At 43.4% G+C, this 16,741-nt stretch carries 18 protein-coding genes; 2 read left to right on the forward strand and 16 right to left on the reverse strand.

All coding sequences use genetic code 11. The features are described 5' to 3' along the window. Positions 1–46: 46 nt before the first annotated feature. The 13 genes from DS891_RS08850 to DS891_RS08910 form a co-directional block, all read right to left on the reverse strand. A complete protein-coding gene (locus tag DS891_RS08850) occupies positions 47–1,303 on the reverse strand; it encodes a PAS domain-containing sensor histidine kinase (RefSeq protein ID WP_174169564.1) in 1,257 nt (418 codons plus the stop codon). Positions 1,304–1,316: 13 nt separating this feature from the next. Next, the gene (locus DS891_RS08855; protein ID WP_174169565.1) at positions 1,317–2,699 is read right to left on the reverse strand and encodes a sigma-54 dependent transcriptional regulator; all 1,383 of its coding nucleotides are present in this window, start codon (positions 2,697–2,699) and stop codon (positions 1,317–1,319) included. A gap of 4 nt (positions 2,700–2,703) precedes the next feature. After that, a complete protein-coding gene (locus DS891_RS08860) occupies positions 2,704–5,100 on the reverse strand; it encodes an ABC transporter permease (protein ID WP_174169566.1) in 2,397 nt (798 codons plus the stop codon). A 1-nt stretch (position 5,101) separates the two neighbouring features. Continuing rightward, positions 5,102–5,818 carry an ABC transporter ATP-binding protein gene (locus tag DS891_RS08865; protein WP_010603799.1) on the reverse strand — a complete coding sequence of 239 codons (717 nt, stop codon included), beginning with the start codon at positions 5,816–5,818 and terminating at the stop codon, positions 5,102–5,104. Between the two features lie 12 nt (positions 5,819–5,830). Further along, positions 5,831–7,081 (reverse strand): efflux RND transporter periplasmic adaptor subunit, encoded by a 1,251-nt coding sequence (locus tag DS891_RS08870; protein WP_174169567.1) that lies wholly within the window; start codon positions 7,079–7,081, stop codon positions 5,831–5,833. 200 nt (positions 7,082–7,281) lie between these two features. After that, entirely contained in the window at positions 7,282–7,485 is a 204-nt protein-coding gene (locus DS891_RS08875) for a DUF1289 domain-containing protein (protein ID WP_010603801.1), read from the reverse strand. 20 nt (positions 7,486–7,505) lie between these two features. Continuing rightward, positions 7,506–7,790: a hypothetical protein gene (locus DS891_RS08880; protein ID WP_174169568.1), complete on the reverse strand. Its 285-nt coding sequence runs from the start codon at positions 7,788–7,790 to the stop codon at positions 7,506–7,508. A 71-nt stretch (positions 7,791–7,861) separates the two neighbouring features. Continuing rightward, a complete protein-coding gene (locus tag DS891_RS08885; RefSeq protein ID WP_010603803.1) occupies positions 7,862–8,023 on the reverse strand; it encodes an I78 family peptidase inhibitor in 162 nt (53 codons plus the stop codon). 24 nt (positions 8,024–8,047) lie between these two features. Then, positions 8,048–8,494 (reverse strand): isoprenylcysteine carboxylmethyltransferase family protein, encoded by a 447-nt coding sequence (locus tag DS891_RS08890; protein ID WP_174169569.1) that lies wholly within the window; start codon positions 8,492–8,494, stop codon positions 8,048–8,050. A gap of 70 nt (positions 8,495–8,564) precedes the next feature. Then, a complete protein-coding gene (locus DS891_RS08895; RefSeq protein WP_254605778.1) occupies positions 8,565–9,077 on the reverse strand; it encodes a Crp/Fnr family transcriptional regulator in 513 nt (170 codons plus the stop codon). A gap of 86 nt (positions 9,078–9,163) precedes the next feature. Continuing rightward, positions 9,164–9,331 carry an N-acetyltransferase gene (locus tag DS891_RS24535; protein ID WP_254605780.1) on the reverse strand — a complete coding sequence of 56 codons (168 nt, stop codon included), beginning with the start codon at positions 9,329–9,331 and terminating at the stop codon, positions 9,164–9,166. A 236-nt stretch (positions 9,332–9,567) separates the two neighbouring features. Beyond that, on the reverse strand, positions 9,568–10,857 hold the full coding sequence (locus DS891_RS08905; protein WP_174169571.1) for a class I SAM-dependent methyltransferase: 1,290 nt from the start codon (positions 10,855–10,857) through the stop codon (positions 9,568–9,570). Positions 10,858–11,011: 154 nt separating this feature from the next. Beyond that, positions 11,012–11,179 carry a hypothetical protein gene (locus tag DS891_RS08910; protein ID WP_174169572.1) on the reverse strand — a complete coding sequence of 56 codons (168 nt, stop codon included), beginning with the start codon at positions 11,177–11,179 and terminating at the stop codon, positions 11,012–11,014. Between the two features lie 93 nt (positions 11,180–11,272). Between DS891_RS08910 and adhP the strand changes: the two genes are divergently transcribed. Together adhP and DS891_RS08920 are read left to right on the forward strand one after the other, a co-directional pair. Beyond that, on the forward strand, positions 11,273–12,286 hold the full coding sequence (gene adhP / locus DS891_RS08915) for an alcohol dehydrogenase AdhP (RefSeq protein WP_102058341.1): 1,014 nt from the start codon (positions 11,273–11,275) through the stop codon (positions 12,284–12,286). 177 nt (positions 12,287–12,463) lie between these two features. Next, the gene (locus DS891_RS08920; protein WP_174169573.1) at positions 12,464–14,065 is read left to right on the forward strand and encodes a sensor histidine kinase; all 1,602 of its coding nucleotides are present in this window, start codon (positions 12,464–12,466) and stop codon (positions 14,063–14,065) included. 61 nt (positions 14,066–14,126) lie between these two features. Here the strand turns inward: DS891_RS08920 and DS891_RS08925 are convergent, their stop codons facing one another. From DS891_RS08925 to prpF, 3 genes are all read right to left on the reverse strand, one after another. Further along, on the reverse strand, positions 14,127–14,732 hold the full coding sequence (locus DS891_RS08925) for a GNAT family N-acetyltransferase (protein ID WP_010603808.1): 606 nt from the start codon (positions 14,730–14,732) through the stop codon (positions 14,127–14,129). An 84-nt stretch (positions 14,733–14,816) separates the two neighbouring features. Next, a complete protein-coding gene (locus tag DS891_RS08930) occupies positions 14,817–15,416 on the reverse strand; it encodes a LysE family translocator (RefSeq protein ID WP_227388088.1) in 600 nt (199 codons plus the stop codon). A gap of 148 nt (positions 15,417–15,564) precedes the next feature. Further along, positions 15,565–16,740 (reverse strand): 2-methylaconitate cis-trans isomerase PrpF, encoded by a 1,176-nt coding sequence (prpF, locus tag DS891_RS08935; protein WP_174169574.1) that lies wholly within the window; start codon positions 16,738–16,740, stop codon positions 15,565–15,567. Between the last annotated feature and the right edge of the window lies 1 nt (position 16,741).

The raw sequence follows: 16,741 nt of genomic DNA on the forward strand, positions 1-16,741 counted from the left end.
ATACATTACACTGGGTGTCTTCGTTTTTTGCTTGTTACTTTCGCACTCAACTCCCACCCCGCTCTACGCTAAAACTGACTTTTGCACCACCGCTTGAGTTATTGCCTAGTTTGAGTTGTCCACCGTGGTTTTCAATAATAATGCGAGAGAGCATAAGGCCTATGCCGTTGCCATCAGCTTTGGTGGTGTAAAATGCTTCAGCAGCTTCGTTTAGGTTGGAAAAACCGGGGCCTGTATCTGTGACCGTAAACGCTAACTTGTCTGCATCGGGGGTGATGTTGAGTGTGACTTCTGGCGAAGGTGTGCACGCTTCTTGGGCATTGTTAATAAGATGGCAAAGCACCTGTTTGATTTGACTCGTATCAAAAAAACCGAGCAGGTCCGCTGTGCTTTCTACCTTTAGCTGAGGGTAGATACTTTGTAGCTGAGTGCAAAACTCACTGAGTGCAACAATCTGCTTATGCGCAGGAGGTAATTTGGCAAGTGAGGCATAGTTGCCCATAAAAGATTTAAGGTAATTGGCGCGCTCGTTGATGAGTGACAGCCCACTAGTAAACCTTTCTAAATCTAACTCACGGTCTAGGCGCTTGGTTAGGCTGCGAGCTATCGTACCAATCGGCGCTATGGTGTTATTGATCTCGTGACTTAAAATACGGACAAACCGCTGTAAGGCGTCTTTTTCTTGTTGATATAAAATACTATCGAGCTGTTTTAAAACCAGTAAAGTGTGAGGTTTATTGGCAATGTAGCAGCTGTCGTGTTCAAGCAAAAAAGCATGCTCGGTACCATCAAGCATCACCGTAACCTTTCCTTGTTTTTGCTGAGTTTGTAATGACTGAAACCAGCGCCAGGCATCGTCTTTGTAACAGTCAAAAAAGGTGCGCTCAGCGTAGCTGTTGGCAAATGCAACGCTTTGTTTGTCAAACACGATAAGTGCACAATCAAGCTTTTCAATGATTTGCTTTAGCAGGTCGCTTTGCTCTGCCAGCGCTCGCTGATCGGCTTGCATGGTTTGTGCAAGCGCGTTTAAGTGTTCCACCGTTGAATATAATTGTGCGTCTTTGCCATGTGCCGCTCTTAGAGCATAATCGCCTTGGCGAAGCGATATCAACAAGGTATCAATGAGATTAATAGTGTTTTGTCTTGTAGAGCTATATTTATAAGTAAGCAGTGCAAAACACAGCGCAAATACCAAATCTAGCAATATAACGAGTGCAACCGGGTAATTGTGCACAAGGAGCAGAACGTTAGCAATAACGAGTAGTAATGCACTTAACAACCAGTGTCCAAATCGATAAAACAAGCTTGCTTATCTCCTACTCATATTTATCCATTTTGCGATACCACGCACTGCGCGATAGTCCCAAGCTCTTCGCCGCTTTTGATACATTACCACCGTGAAATTCCAGTCTTTTAAATAGTGCTTGCTCAATAATTTCATCCAGCGTTAAATCGTGATTTTCTGATGTGCTCACAGTAGCAGTATTCACCGATTGCAACGCTGAGTGCGGTGTGGGACTGAGCGCCAAATCGCTGGCAAATACTCGGGCGTTTGAACATGTAAATACCACGCGCTCCATCATATGTTTAAGCTCTCTTACATTGCCAGGAAAGTCATAAGCACTCAGTGCTTTAGCAGCACAAGGCATAATGATTGGTGGTGGTTTTTTGTAATCTTGACTAAAGCGCATTAAAAAACGCTCTGCTAATGGCAAGATATCCTCTGGGCACGCTCTTAAAGGCGGTATTTCTACTTCTATAGTATTTAATCGATAATATAAATCTTGGCGAAACTGGTTATTGGCAATCGCTTCATTGAGTTGGCAGTTGGTGGCAGAAATTATTCTCGCAGTATTATCCAAAACTTTGTGACTGCCAACCGCCGCGTACTTCCGCTCTTCTAGCACTTGAAGCAACTTTGCTTGAGATTGCAAAGATAAATTGGCAATTTCATCTAAAAACAACGAGCCATTACTTGCGAGTGTAAATGCACCCACTCGATCTGCTTTCGCATCAGTAAATGCCCCCTTTTTATGGCCAAATAACTCAGAGTTAAATAGCTCGTCGCTCACTGCCCCCATATTAATCGAAATAAAACTGCCACCAGCACGACTTGAATGCTCGTGTACATACTGTGCGTAATAGCTCTTTCCTGTGCCATTTTCACCGGTCAGCAAGATGTTCATATCGCTTTGTGCCAACTGGGTGAGCTGTGTCAGCACACGCTGTTTTTTCTCACTTTGCGTAACAAAGTTGATCGTTTGTTGGGGCTGTTTAAGGCGTTCGTTTTCAGCAGATAGCCGCGCTAAATGTTGTCTGTCAGCTCGCTTCTCGATTTGTACTTTGATGCTATGAGCAAGGCGCTCATCATCCCATGGCTTTTCAATGAAATCGGCCGCTCCTTGCTTTAGGGCAGTAACGGCAAGGTCTAATGTCGCCCAACCAGTCATCACCACAATGGGTAAAAGCGGATCTATTTGAATGAGCTTAGCAATCGCCGCCAACCCTTCTTTGCCACTGGTGGTGTCATGGGTAAAGTTCATATCCAATAGCAGCAAGTCCACTTCCTGTGTACTGACATAATCAAATGCTGCCTCTGGTGTCACCACACCGTGACAGGCGTAGCCTTCATCCTCAAGTAAAAACTTCAGACTCGCTTGAATATCAAGCGAGTCGTCTACTATTAACACCTTTTTCAAATTATTATTCCATTCTTAAGCTAACCGCAGGTTGGACTTTTATGCTGCGTTTCACCGGGATATAAAGCGCAAGGCATACCGCAACAAATACCAGTAGCAAAGTAATGCTACCCGCACCAAACATAACACTAAACGGCACAATACCACGGAAAAAGTCTACAGCAAGATAACACAAGATATAGAAAATTAATGCAGAAATAGTCAGCCCTGTAACGGTATGGGTTAGATTTTTCTTGATAAATAACAACATGATCTGGCGATCTTTGGAGCCAAGCGCACGGCGGATGCCTATTTCATAGCTAGATTTATTAATATTACTAAGGCCCATGGCATAAATGCCGATTAAAGAAAGCGTTAAGGCAAATCCACCCACAATCAAAAACACATAAATGATGCTAGTGAATGCCCCCATCATAGAGCGATGGTTGTCGTAGTGATCAAAAACATAGCTAGTTTCGAGCTTACTTGAAAGCCTACCTAACACGCGATAGAACGCTTCGTAACTTTGGCTTGGCGGCAGTTCAGTGACGAATTTAACCGCCATTGCGTTATCCTTTGGCGCATATTGACGAAAACTAAAATAGACCTCATGACGACGCTCACTGGCGACAACGCTCATTTCATCCACTGCTATGCCAATTATTTTAGCACTTGGCCATTTTGCATCACGTAACATCAGTGAGCGTCCTAATACATCCTCACTGCCAAACAAAGCCTTTGCGAGAGACTGACTAATGCTCACCACGGGTGCCGCTTCTGTGTTGTCTTGTGCGGTAAAGTTTCTGCCGCTTTGCAGTTCGCGTTTGAAAAGATGAGTTACAGCTTCAATATTTATGATTTTATCGGTGTAGACTTCGCCTTCGCTTGTTTGCACATCAAGTTCAATCTCACGCTGATACACGCGCCCTTCTTTAAAAGCAGGATCCAGTGTCAGACCCACAACCAACGCGCTTGCCATTTCGACTGCTTTATCACTCGAAAATTCGTTTTCAGCTTGAAATTGCAGCTCAGTGGAATGCACCCCTTTGAGAGTCTCTCCGTCGATGTTTCCCGCCATAGAGTACATCACATAACCTATGGTGCTCGACGCCATCAACATAAAGCTCACTAAAGTCACCTGCAAAGACAATAGCCGTTTTGACATCAATCCAGCCTGTTTGCCGGTTGCACCTCGCGTGCCGTCTCGCAGTACATCATTGATGTTAAAGTTAGCGGTTTTCACTGCAGGTAACAGCACAGCAATAGTAAATACAAAGCTTATCAACAACAATGACACCAAGATAGTGATGGTATTTAATTGCCAATACCACCAGTACGGCATTTTGCCACCAATCATCATATTAATAACAAAGTTCAGTGCCCGCAAACCGAGATCCGTTAGCAATAGCGCCACTACCCAACTGCTAAAGCAGTAAATAAAGCCCTCACAGGCATGCTGCTGAACAACTCTTAATTTTTTCGCACCAATCGCGGCACGAATAGCCGATTCTTTTTGTCTCTCGATTATTTTGGCAAAGAGTAAGTTACTAATGTTGATTGAGGAAATAAGCAAAATAAGTACGATACCTATCATAAATAGGGTAAATACAAATATCGCCTCACCATCAGTGTTGTATTCTACTAAAGTCATTGATTCAACTCGAACTGTTTTATCCACCTCGAGCTCTGACTGACTAGCGCGTTGCTTTGCATAGTCAGTGAAGAATAAACTTAAGCGTTGCTCCAGCTTTGACTCTACCACCTCGTTTGGCATCTTATAAATAATATCAATAGCATCAGCAGGTGCTGCGTTATTACCTTTAAGCGGTAGCCAGAGTTTAGAAAATATCGGGAAGTTATTACGTTTGGGCATCACGCCGATTATCTCGTAGGGCTTTTGATCAACGATCATCGTACGCCCAATAACATCTTCGCTACCTTGGAATAAATGCGACCATAGATAGTCTGAAATCACGACTACATCTTGAGCTGATCCCACAAAGTCCTCAGCGGTATAAAATCGCCCGAGCTCAGGCTTAATATCCATAAACTGGAAAAAGCGCTCATCAACATAGGAGCCTCGATAATGATTTCCTCGCTCAGCGTCACTTACCCAAACACTCACAGGTGCAATATAAAGCCACTCCTCAAGTTGCTTAACTTCATCAAGTTCTCGTAGTTGTGGCAGCATGCTATATTCAAATCGATTTTGCGTGCTGATAGGGTTGCGAACCTTGAAGATCCTGATTTCAGAGCTGCCATTCCCTACTTGGCTATGTGAGAATGCCACGGTATAAATATAATTAAAGCCAATCAATGATATGGTCAAACTACCAACCATAATAAACATCATCAATAACGTAAATCGCATTGATTTTGCGATGTTTCTCAGCGCATAGCGAAAATCTAAAAGTAATCCCATACTAAGCTCCAACGACTTTACTTACACGGTCAAGCTGCTTTTTATCTCGTAAAATATTGCCATCAAGCATTGAGATCACCCGGCTGGCGTAGGTCGTTGATTCAATATCATGCGTTACCATACATATCGTTTTGCCAGCAGCATGAAGCTCGCTCAACAACCCTAGCACTTGCTGGGCATTGTTTGAGTCTAAGTTACCAGTCGGCTCATCGGCGAGAATGAGGTCGGGGCTGTTAATCAACGCTCTTGCAACTGCGGCCCGCTGTTGCTGACCACCTGAAAGTTGAGAGGGAAAATGATTGACTCGGTTTTCTAACCCCACCATCGCCAGTGCATCTTTGGCTTTTTGCTCCATTTCTTTTTGGCTAATGCCGCCGATATAAGTCAGCGGTAACATGACATTTTCAAGTACATTTAAATCACTGATAAGATTAAATGCCTGAAAAATAAAGCCTATATGGTTAGCGCGAATATGAGCACGCTCGTCTGAGCTCAAATTAAATGCTTGGTTACCGCTGATAAAATACTCGCCGTTACTTGGCTCATCAATCAGGCCCAAAATTGACAGTAACGTAGACTTGCCGCACCCCGAAGGTCCCGTGATAGCCACAAACTCGCCGGGCTCTACCACGAGATTAATACCGTCTAGTGCTTGAGTTGCAATTTCATCCGTCTGAAACCGCTTTTTGATGTTATTAAGTTGAATGACTGAGTTCATAATAGTGTCCTGTTAACGCACTAGCACTTGGCTATCTTGAGTATACTTTTCCATATCGGAAATAATGATAGTTTGATTTTTATTAAGGCCTTCAAGCACTTCGATGTAGTTTACCGAACGCTGACCAAATTTAACCGTTTTTTTCGTCGCGAGATGTTTATTAACAACAAACACGCTCGCTTGATTATTTGCAATGACATTAGCCGGCATTGCGACGAATATAGCCTCGGGTTTATAGCTCGTTACAATAACCCCTTCAATGTTGAGTTTATCTCTGGCCTCTCTTGGCAAAGCGCCTTCAATGCTCAGCTCCACTTCAACTTGGCTATTGGTGACCTTTGGGGAAACACGTTTTACGATGGCGTTAAAACGCGAAGTGTATGTATCGATTGTAGCCGACTGCCCAACTTGTACATGCGGCGCATCTAGTTCCGCGATGTTTATCTTAGCAACCAGCAAACGCGGATCTGCCACCTCTGCAACTGAACTGGTATTAGACAATTGCATGCCCACTTCAATCAGCACATCCTGAATTTGTCCAGTGATTGGCGAGCGCACATCAAGCGCTGCGATATTCTCTTCAAGTAGCTTAATTTCGGATCGTAGGCTTGCTTGCTCAGCCAGCTGCGCTTTGGCTTTTGCCTGCTGTACTTGTTGCTGAGTGGCAACCCTAGCTTGCTGTAACTCCACTTGCTTTTGACTACGCTGCATTGCAAACTCGCTGCGTTGATGATCAAGCATAGAGATAGTGCTATTGCCCTTTTCTATTAAGGTTTTTTGCGCCTGCCACTGAATTTTGTCTGCTTTATAACCCAACAAAGCATCATGATGTGCGGTGTGGGCCTCTTGCACTTTGGCCTTTAACTCTGCAAGTTCGGCCTCATGTTGTGCTGAAATTTTGGTAAGTTGGCTATGTTTTTGAATGAGCGCTTCGCGCAGTGATGGGTTTTCAAGCCGAGCAAGTAGCGTACCTTGAGTGACCATTTCACCCGGTTTAACCAGCACTTCAACTACTTTGCCGCCACTACTACTGGTAACCAAATGGCGTTTCTCCAATGCAAGACTACCAAGTCCCTTAACACTGAGTTCAAACTCGCCCTGTTGGACTGTAGCAACGATTAACTCTTCTTGGAAAACCACGTTTGATGCACTTTGGGTATACGCTTTGGCAAAAAACACCAAACCGACCACAAGTAGCACAATTACAAACAACGCGAGCTTCTTAATCGGCATGCGCTTTGTTTTCGCCAGTTTTATATCCATACTTTGTACTCCACTTTGAGAATACAGTTGATGAATCAAATTTCAGGCCAAACTTTTTCTAATTATAAATCAATGCCATAGAACTAAATTAAGATAATACCCGATAAAACATGTCTCGAAAATGAGACACGAATACAGTAATGACTGTGCCAAAAGCGAGACAAAAGCTGAGCTATTTTTGCTTTGTCATTCTAGAGAGGTCAATTCCTATTATATTTCTGAGCGTGTTGCTGTTTGCGCCTCGTACAATGCGCTAAGACTTTGAGCTTTTCATCTTCGCTGTAACTTGTCCAGCGGGTGATTTCGTCCAACGTTCTAAAGCAGCCTAAGCACACATCTTTATCATCCAAACAGCACTTTCTGATGCAAGGAGATTGGACCAAATTACAACTTGAGTGTGACATCGCTGCTCCTTTAAATAGATTTACTCAAAATAACTTGCCGGAAAACAAGACTCTCTCTTTTTGCCTTTAAAATGATGGCAGACCTCTCCCGTTTCGGTATTAACTAAAAAGGAATGGTCAATATCCTTAAAGTAAAGCCAAATAAACTCCATGTCTTCTTCTAAGAAGTGTTGTTCAAAAGTGGGCTCATCAAAATGCGCCGCTAGCGCATCTATATCTGTTATTTCATCGTAGCTAACGGCATAGACAGCTAGGCTCGTGAACGTGGCTAAAACAAAAAATACCTTAACTAGGCCAATATGCATCTTGTTACCTTTAGTCATTTTATTGGACGAAATACATCATCTTCATCAATCAATATACAAACTGGGTGGGGCTATCCCCACCACATACGCACGACCTGTTGCGCGTCGTTTAACTCAATATTAAGTCGCTGAGGTTGATGATCTTGGGTAAGCATATCTCCAGATTGATACACCCTAACCACTTTTCCAACGATTGTTTGTAGGGATTTTGAATAATCAATATCTTGCACCATTTAACCCTTATTTATGCTGGATGTTTAAAGCCAACGACGCACTCTCCTTTGATAGCGTAAATAGGCATCTCCAAAAGTTTGTTCCATCATTTTTTCTTCAAATCGAATGTACCATCTGTCGGCAATAAGTAAAAAAGCAGTCACAAACAAAAATGACACGAGTGCACCACCGATTAATACGGCATAGCCTAGTAATGCAATGACAAAACCTAGGTACATGGGATTGCGGGTATATTGAAATACCCCAGCCTCCACTAATTTATCAGGCTTATTGAAAGTCATAATATCGGTTTCTTCCCTCGCGAATATCATGCTGCCCGACTTGGCCAGTGCAAACCCCAAAGCAATCGGTATTAACCCTAACAGATTTAAAGGGTAATAAATAAAATGTGGTGCAGCAGTCAACCAACACACCACAGGCATCAATATGACAAATAAAAACAGTAAAATAGGAGGCAGTAGCTTTTTCATGATGTTATTCCTTACCTTTAGAACAATAATTAGAGATAAGGTAATGCGAATTTTGTTGCTGTGCCTTAACCTATGTTAAGCCAAGCTCTTTTCTAATTCTCGACAGCGATACATCCGTGATCCCAAGGTACATTGCGATATGGCGCAAAGCAACCGCGCGGCTTAATGCTTGATTTTCTGTGATAAAGCGTAAGTACCTTTCCTTTGCACTTAACTGGAGTAACGCCGCTTCGCGTTTCTCTTTTTTAAGCACTAACTGTTCATAAATTTTGCGCACAAACCGTCCCCAGTTGAGGTTTTGCTCAGATACAGTGACTAAGTCAGCATAGCGAATTTCGGCAATAACACAGTCTGTTAGCGTTTGCGTTGAAAATGGACTCGGCTGTTCTTCTAGATAACAAGATAAACAAGAGAATGCCCCGCCCTTCTGTAGCAGAGATTTGTTCCGTTCATTACCCTTTTCATCTAGGTAGAAATAACGTCCATATCCATCTAATAAGAAATAAACACTCGAGATTTTCTCACCTTGTTCGAATAGCATCGTATCGGCTGTGATATGACCGATTTTTATATACGGAGCCATAAGAAGCCAATCCTCAAGTGAGAAATCCACCAACCGCCCATATACAGCTAACCATTTTTGATAATTTTCGTTACTTGATTTAGACATTAGTGTAAGTGCTTTTCGAATATTAACAGGATTTTATTGTCGTAAGGTATCGTATCGAACTGCTGATATCCAAGCTTTTGGTATATGTGCTGCGCTCGCGTATTATCTGCAAAAACATCTAGCCAAACTCGCGTTATACGCAACTCCTCTAACACGTATTTTTCCATCTGATTTATCGCTTCTTACCCTATTCCCAATCCCTTTTTAGCAACCACAATCCGGCAAAATTCAACACTTTTCAGTTCTGGTTCAACGGCTAAAATTATAAAGCCAACTATTTCACTATCTGAGTGGATTGTTAAATAGTGTATGTTGGGCTCAGAAAATAACTGCTGATGAACAAGCAGCGAATTGCTCAAAGCTGGAAGTTGTGTAAAAAACCCCTTGAACTAATGTGAGCATCTCATTCGCTTTTATAGTTAAGTAAGAGTTTTGAATTAAGTTCATTAATGAAAAGGCTATCCTGTAACCTCGATTCTTGCTCGATCAGCCACGCTTCAAAAACTTCTAATGTAGCTGACTGATAAAGTTGCGATAGCCAATCTTGGAGTGATATATCACAAGCCTCACATAAAGCTTGCTGACATAACCAAATATTTTCAGGCATTGCCACATTCTTACCATACTTGATGAGCTGAGAATGCTGAAAAGCACTTTTTATTCCGACAAGGCCAAGCTTCCCCTGTTCATCTATTGGTGCAAGGTGATTATCTTGCACAAAACGCGGCGATGCTGGGAAGTTGAATACGAACTCAGGAGATTCATAATTGGTGTACTCATATTTAACAATAGCGCCAGCAGATAAATTTGTCGCCTCACATGGAATAGTGAAAGGAATATTGAGGCTGCATTCATTTTCACCAAGGACATAATGGCCATAGACTATAATATCCGTTTGCAACTTAAAGCCATCTCCAGGCTGGTGGCTATCCGGGATAATCAACTCCCCACGTAATAACGTATCGTCACCACGGCTGAGCTTCTGTACCGAAGACTTCTGTAAGTTAAAAAATTCTCCAACGTGTATTTGCTCCCCTTTTCTATTTAACATTGCCGACAACGCGATAGACTCAGGGATCAAAATACCGTCTTCTTTTAGGTAGGGAAATAAGTGCTTGAAGATCCAAACTTGTGGCTCTCTTTTTAGTAATGCTGTCATCGTTTCAGAAATCACGATATCAAAGCTACATTTTTCTTCATCCTGCCATTTTAATGCATCACAACAAACCAAGCGTTCGATACGGTGCTCTACATCAAAAGCATCAATTAACTTTTTTACCGCAGCTATATTTTCTGGATGTATGTCAATCAGGGTTGCCCTAACAGGAAGGTTGGGATGTAGTGCTAACAATGGAAGCAGCAACGTGGCGTAAGGACCAGTGCCTGCGTATAAAATATGAACTTCAGATAACCCTTCTTGCTGTTTATCTTCGATAGCCGCTTTTACACCTTGCATAAAAATCAAACTGCGCAGCAGTTCTTGAGAGCATTTAGCTGCCTGAACAGGAGAAATAGCAACACCATATTCAGTATGAACACTACTCCAATCATTCATATCAAACTGAGTATCAACTCCACTCAGTGTACCAAAGAATTTGACAAACTCGTCAAACAAAGTTGTCAGTTCAGGAGACTCCTTATTTGCAGCGAAAATTCCTGTTAAACACCTGCTTTTAAAGCTATTTAGATCCATATGCTTTCCCATGATATAAAACGCTGTCGTATTAAGTACTTATTCTTATTTAAAGTATCATTTAAAGATAGAGTGTATATATTTGCAATAAAAACCTTAAATCAACTCACCGTGATCGGTTTTCTAGTTTGAATCAACAATATAAAAGTAGCGCTTAATTCATCATTTCGACAGCACCTACACCAGATCCAACATCAACACCTTCAAATGACTCACTATCTTGGTTACTACTAGCTGCACCACTGGCGCTGCTACGTAGAAGAAAATAACACCCTACTTTTTTGTAATTAAGTAATGAATTGGCGAGCATTGTGCTCGCCATTTTTGTTTACTCTCATCTCATTCATTGTTTCGGATCAAGTTGTTTCTGGTTATAGCTGCTAAGCTACCATCGACTCAATCAAGGAGCAAAAAGATGAAAGCAGCGTTAGTGCACCAATTTAAACAACCGTTAGAAATTCAAGAAATTGAGAAACCGCAACTTACACAAGGATCGGTCATCGTTGAAATAGCCGCCTGTGGTGTTTGTCACACCGACTTACACGCCTGTCATGGTGACTGGCCAGTTAAGCCTAAATTACCACTAGTGCCTGGTCACGAAGGTGTGGGTACCGTTATCGCAAAAGCTGACGATGTTAAACACCTAGCCGTTGGTGATAGAGTGGGTGTACCTTGGCTTCATAGCGCCTGCGGTCATTGTGAACACTGCCTAAAAGGCGACGAAAACTTATGCCCAGAGCAGTTAAATAGTGGCTATTCCGTCGACGGCGGTTACGCACAGTACTGTAAAGCCGATGCCAACTACGTGGTAAAAATCCCCGAAGGCTTGTCATTTGTCGATGCCGCTCCTCTATTCTGCGCGGGCGTCACCACCTATAAAGCACTAAAAGTATCGAAAGCTAAACCCGGTGAATGGGTTGCCATTATTGGTGTAGGAGGCCTTGGTCACTTAGCTGTGCAATACGCCAAAGCAATGGGGCTGAATGTAGTTGCAGTTGACACTGGCGAATCAAAGTTAGCACTAGCAAAAGAGCTTGGCGCCGATTTATGTATCGACTTTAAGCAGAGCGATCCCGCAGAGTTGATGCAAAATAAGTTAGGTGGAGTCCAAGCCGTAGTTTGTACTGCGGTCTCAAAGCCAGCCTTTACGACATCATTTAACAGCGTGAAGCGCGGTGGTACTTGCGTGCTCGTTGGCTTACCACCGGAGGAAATGCCTATTCCTATATTTGATACCGTTCTTAAAGGTATCAGTGTTGTTGGCAGCATCGTTGGTACCCGTCAAGATCTCACTGAATGCTTGCAGTTTGCCGCTGAGGGCAAGGTAAAGGCCATTATTGAAACCAAGCCACTTGAGCAAATCAACGATATATTTGACGATATGCTCAATAGCGACATTAACGGCAGGATCGTACTAACTTTCGACTAGACCCATCGAGCAGCCAAATACTTGATAATCATTTGGCTGCTTTCTCACTTCGGCAAAGTGACAAAAGCCTAGAACGACCAACCAGAACGAGAGATGACAACGGCCAGAGAACAAATTGTTATTCCGAGCTTAGGTTAACTATACTTTGCGTATTCGAGTCTTAACAACGTTGAATACATGGCAGCCAGTCAAAGCAACATACTTCACCCAAGTCAGTCGTTTAGCTTTAAGTACTTCTACCATATATCAGCGCTCTCCATGCTGCTTTTTTTTCTTTCTGTGGTGTTCACATTTTTAGCATTCGTCAATAAAGAAGCGCAAGAGCAAGAAATAGAAAGAAATTTTAATCTTGTTCGTTTATCCCAAGAGTTAAGACTCAGCTCAGATCAACTCACCATGATGGCGCGGGCTTATGCCGCCACAGGCAACCCTAAGTTTAAGCAATTTTTTGATGAGATCTTAACGATCCGTAACGGCACTTCCCCTCGCCCTAAGCATTTGCACCGCGTTTATTGGGACATGTTGCTGGTCAAAGAGGGTCAAGCGCCATTTGAAAAAGAAGCACCAAAAGCGCTGCTGACATTATTATTAGAAAACGGAGTTTCTACGGATGAATTAACTATGTTGCGAAATGCAGAGGATAAAAGTGAAGCACTCGTGTCACTTGAGCGTGAAGCCTTTAAACTCGTGGCTGCAGGGAAAAATCAACAGGCCCTCAAGATTTTGTACAGCGAGGCTTACCTCCAAAGTAAAGTACATATAATGACGCACATCAATGCCTTTTTAGAACGCAGAGAGCAGGATTTCAGCTCACTCCTTGCAAGCAGCAATAAAAAGGTAAAATCCTATTATGGTGCCGCGTTTGTTTGCTTTATCTTGCTATTACTTAGCCTCATCGCGTTGTACAACTCTCGTTCGGCCATCCGTAAAAGTATTATTGATTATCTAAATACGGAGGTAAAAAGCCAAACTGAAGAGTTAATAGAAAAAAACAAAGCACTTAATCACGCGATCAGTGAACTCAGTGAGACTCAAAAACGCCTGATAAACGCCGAAAAGTCAGCAACGCTGGTGCGATTGATCCCAGGACTTGCCCATGAGATTAACACGCCGATTGGCGTCGCCATGACCGCTTCCAGTAACCAACTATTGCTTGTTGAAGGGGTAAGACAAAGGGTAAATAAAAATGAAATAGCTAAGTCTGCTTTATTGCATTCGATAGAAAATATCGAAAGCTGTGCCAAGCTCGTCGTCAATAGTACCGAGCGGATAACCGGTATTATCGACAAGCTCAAAATCATCACCAATACTGGATTTGAAGGAGAAGTAAAGCCAGTTTACTTACAACCGCTTATCGCACACTGTGTGAGTGAGCTTGCCAATCAACACCCACATATTGATATTACTTTAGATATTCCCGAAGCACTTGCTATCACCGCCCCAGAGAGATTGTTACAGCAGATTTTCCAACCTGTAATAGAAAATGCGTTTTACCACGCCTTTGCTGATAACTCAGTGCAAAGCCCATGTGTGATTATATCGGCTCAAGCCTCAAAACTTGGATATACGATTAAAGTCACGGACAATGGCGGCGGTATTCCACATGAAATCAAAGATAAAGTATTTGATCCTTTTGTTGTCGGTAATCGCACACAAAAAGGCCTGGGCTTAGGGCTAAGTGTTGCGCTCGCTATTGTCACTCAGTATTTTAATGGCGTAATTGAGTGTGAAACAGAATCTAATTCCGGAACATGCATCATTATCAAGTTGCCGAGCTAGTCGCGCTAACGGACCCAGCCGATACTTTGCTTTACATAAATGCACACTTTAAGCTTCATTATTATTGTGGCAATGCTTTGTAAATAGAATACAGAGGAACAACGCACTGCCACTCTTCCTGAGAAATAGAGTACACAGCTTGGTTGAAGCACTCGTTCCGATAAACACCTGCACGACGTAATATGCCATCAAAACACGCACCAAGTTGCTCAACCAACCGGCGTACTAAATCATTACGCTCGTCGACTCTAAATTCAACCAAAGCGAAACCTAGCGTATTCAAATACTCTGTCACGAATAAACAAAACACCTTGTCGAACAGAGTATCGTGGATAAACCAACTCTCTTCTACCAGCACTTTTTTGGCCGCTGAGTCATCGACTGTAATTAAGATCATGCCAAGCATTTCGCGCGTTTGAGTTTGCCGCACACAAATACAGTGCTTTGATTTATCTTCAGCTGCTTGTAAAAAAGGTACTAGCACTCTTTGTTGTCGTAACTTTAATAACTCTTCGGCATCGTACTCTTCACCATATCTAAGCGAAAACAGACGCTCCAACCGTTGATATTCACCCGCTCTTAACGTTCTCAAAGCAAATGCCGAGTCCGAAAATTCAACACGGATGTCACTTATGGGGACGTTGTTTTCATCTGGTGGGGCGATCATTGGCTTTTCTGAGTGACGGTTGCATAACTCAGATTATTACATCTATTCAAGTCTAAAAGCTATGCCTGTGACTTCCCATCAACCTCAAACGACAAATAGCCCGTAAAGAACAAGCACAATCAAAGTCAACGCAAAGCCAACTCGGATCCGCTTGAGTACTGCCTCACCATTCAGTGTTTTAAAAATCACACCACCTAATACCAGCCACATTGTGTCGACCACTATCGCCACCACGTAGCACACGCTAGCAGCAAGTAGCGTAGCAACTAGGTTTGAGCTTGCCGGCACCGAAGCCGTCGCAAAAATAGCGATACAAGCCGCGTAGGCTTTGGGGTTGAGGAGGTTAAGAATAAACCCATCTTTAAAGCTCGGTAGCTGCGCACCTGCACTGCCAAGCGCCGCGTTGTTTGCTGCAATTTTGTAGGCAACATAAATTAAGTAGGCGGCTGCAAGCCATTTGAGTACAAGCGTCACCTGAGGCTGACTCACCAGTAACCCTGCAATTCCAGTGGCTGCAAAGATCACCGCAACAAGCAATCCTGCCAAAATACCTGCTAAGAATGGGAAGCCTTTTTTAACACCTTGACTCGCCCCCGTTGCAGCCAGCGCAAGTGGCGCTGGACCGGGAGAGCCAAGCAACACCGCGGTTGTGATTGCCACAGAAAGTAAAGCTTCAAACATCATATCGTCCTTATGAATTTCAAGTCTGCATGGTGGAAATCAAAGAAAAAGCCGAATGACAGGCACACTTTAACGACCAAGCAACAACTCGGGAGTTTTCTTATGTAGAGAATAAGGCTCTTGGGAACAGAGCCTTTAATTTAGTATGGAGCTACGCCTCTGGGATGCGAACTCGGCCTTCCATTAGCACGCGAGCGCTGCGGCTCATGACGGCTTTTTTAGCTTGCCAACGACCAGACTCTTGTAGTGCTTCAGCGCCAACCTTTAAGGTGCCTGACGGATGTCCAAAGGTCACGGAGTTAAGATCACCACCACCAGCGGCTTCGTTAACTAGGGTGCCAGGAATTGCCGCCGCGGTTGCTATCGCCACTGCGGCAGTTCCCATCATCGCATGGTGCAACTTACCCATAGATAAGGCGCGAACGTTTAAGTCGATGGTATTGGCTGCCACCGCTTTACCGCTCGACGCAGCATAAGATTTAGCAGGTGCAACGAAGGCAATTTTTGGGGTATGTTGGCGAACTTTCGCTTCGTCAATATGACCTATTAAACCCATTTTAACTGCGCCATAAGCACGGATCTTTTCAAATCGCTCTAGTGCAGCTGGGTCTCCATTAATTGCTTCTTGTAACTCTGTACCTTCATAACCTAAATCGGAAGCACGGAAGAAAAGCGTTGGGATCCCGGCACTTATCATGGTCACTTCAAAGGTGCCTTCATCAGGCACAGTTAACGTATCGACGAGATTGCCCGACGGAAACATATCAACATCTGGGTCGCTTGGATCCATAAACTCAACCACCACTTCTGCTGCTGGGAAAGTTACGCCATCCAGTTCAAAGTCGCCCGTCTCTTGCACTTCTCCATTGCTGATTGGAACATGCGCCACTATGGTTTTGCTAATATTCGCCTGCCAGATTTTAACGACAGCAACACCGTTCTCTGGCACTTTATTCGCGTCGACTAAGCCATTGCTGATTGCAAGTGCCCCCACCGCAGCCGTTAAATTGCCACAGTTTCCGCTCCAATCAATAAATGGTTTGTCGATAGCAACCTGACCAAATAAGTAGTCCACGTCATGGTCGGCTTTGTCGCTTTTACTTAAGATCACGGTTTTGCTGGTACTGGAAGTTGCACCGCCCATGCCATCGGTATGTTTACCATAGGGATCTGGGCTGCCAATCACACGTAGCAGCAAGTTATCTCGCGCTTCACCAGGTTGCTGCGCGTACTCGGGTAAATCTGTTAAATTAAAGAACACCCCTTTAGAGGTGCCGCCACGCATATAAGTGGCGGGAATTTTAATTTGCGGCTTAAATTGACTCATG

Source organism: Pseudoalteromonas sp. JC28 (assembly GCF_013319255.1).
Classification (GTDB): domain Bacteria; phylum Pseudomonadota; class Gammaproteobacteria; order Enterobacterales; family Alteromonadaceae; genus Pseudoalteromonas.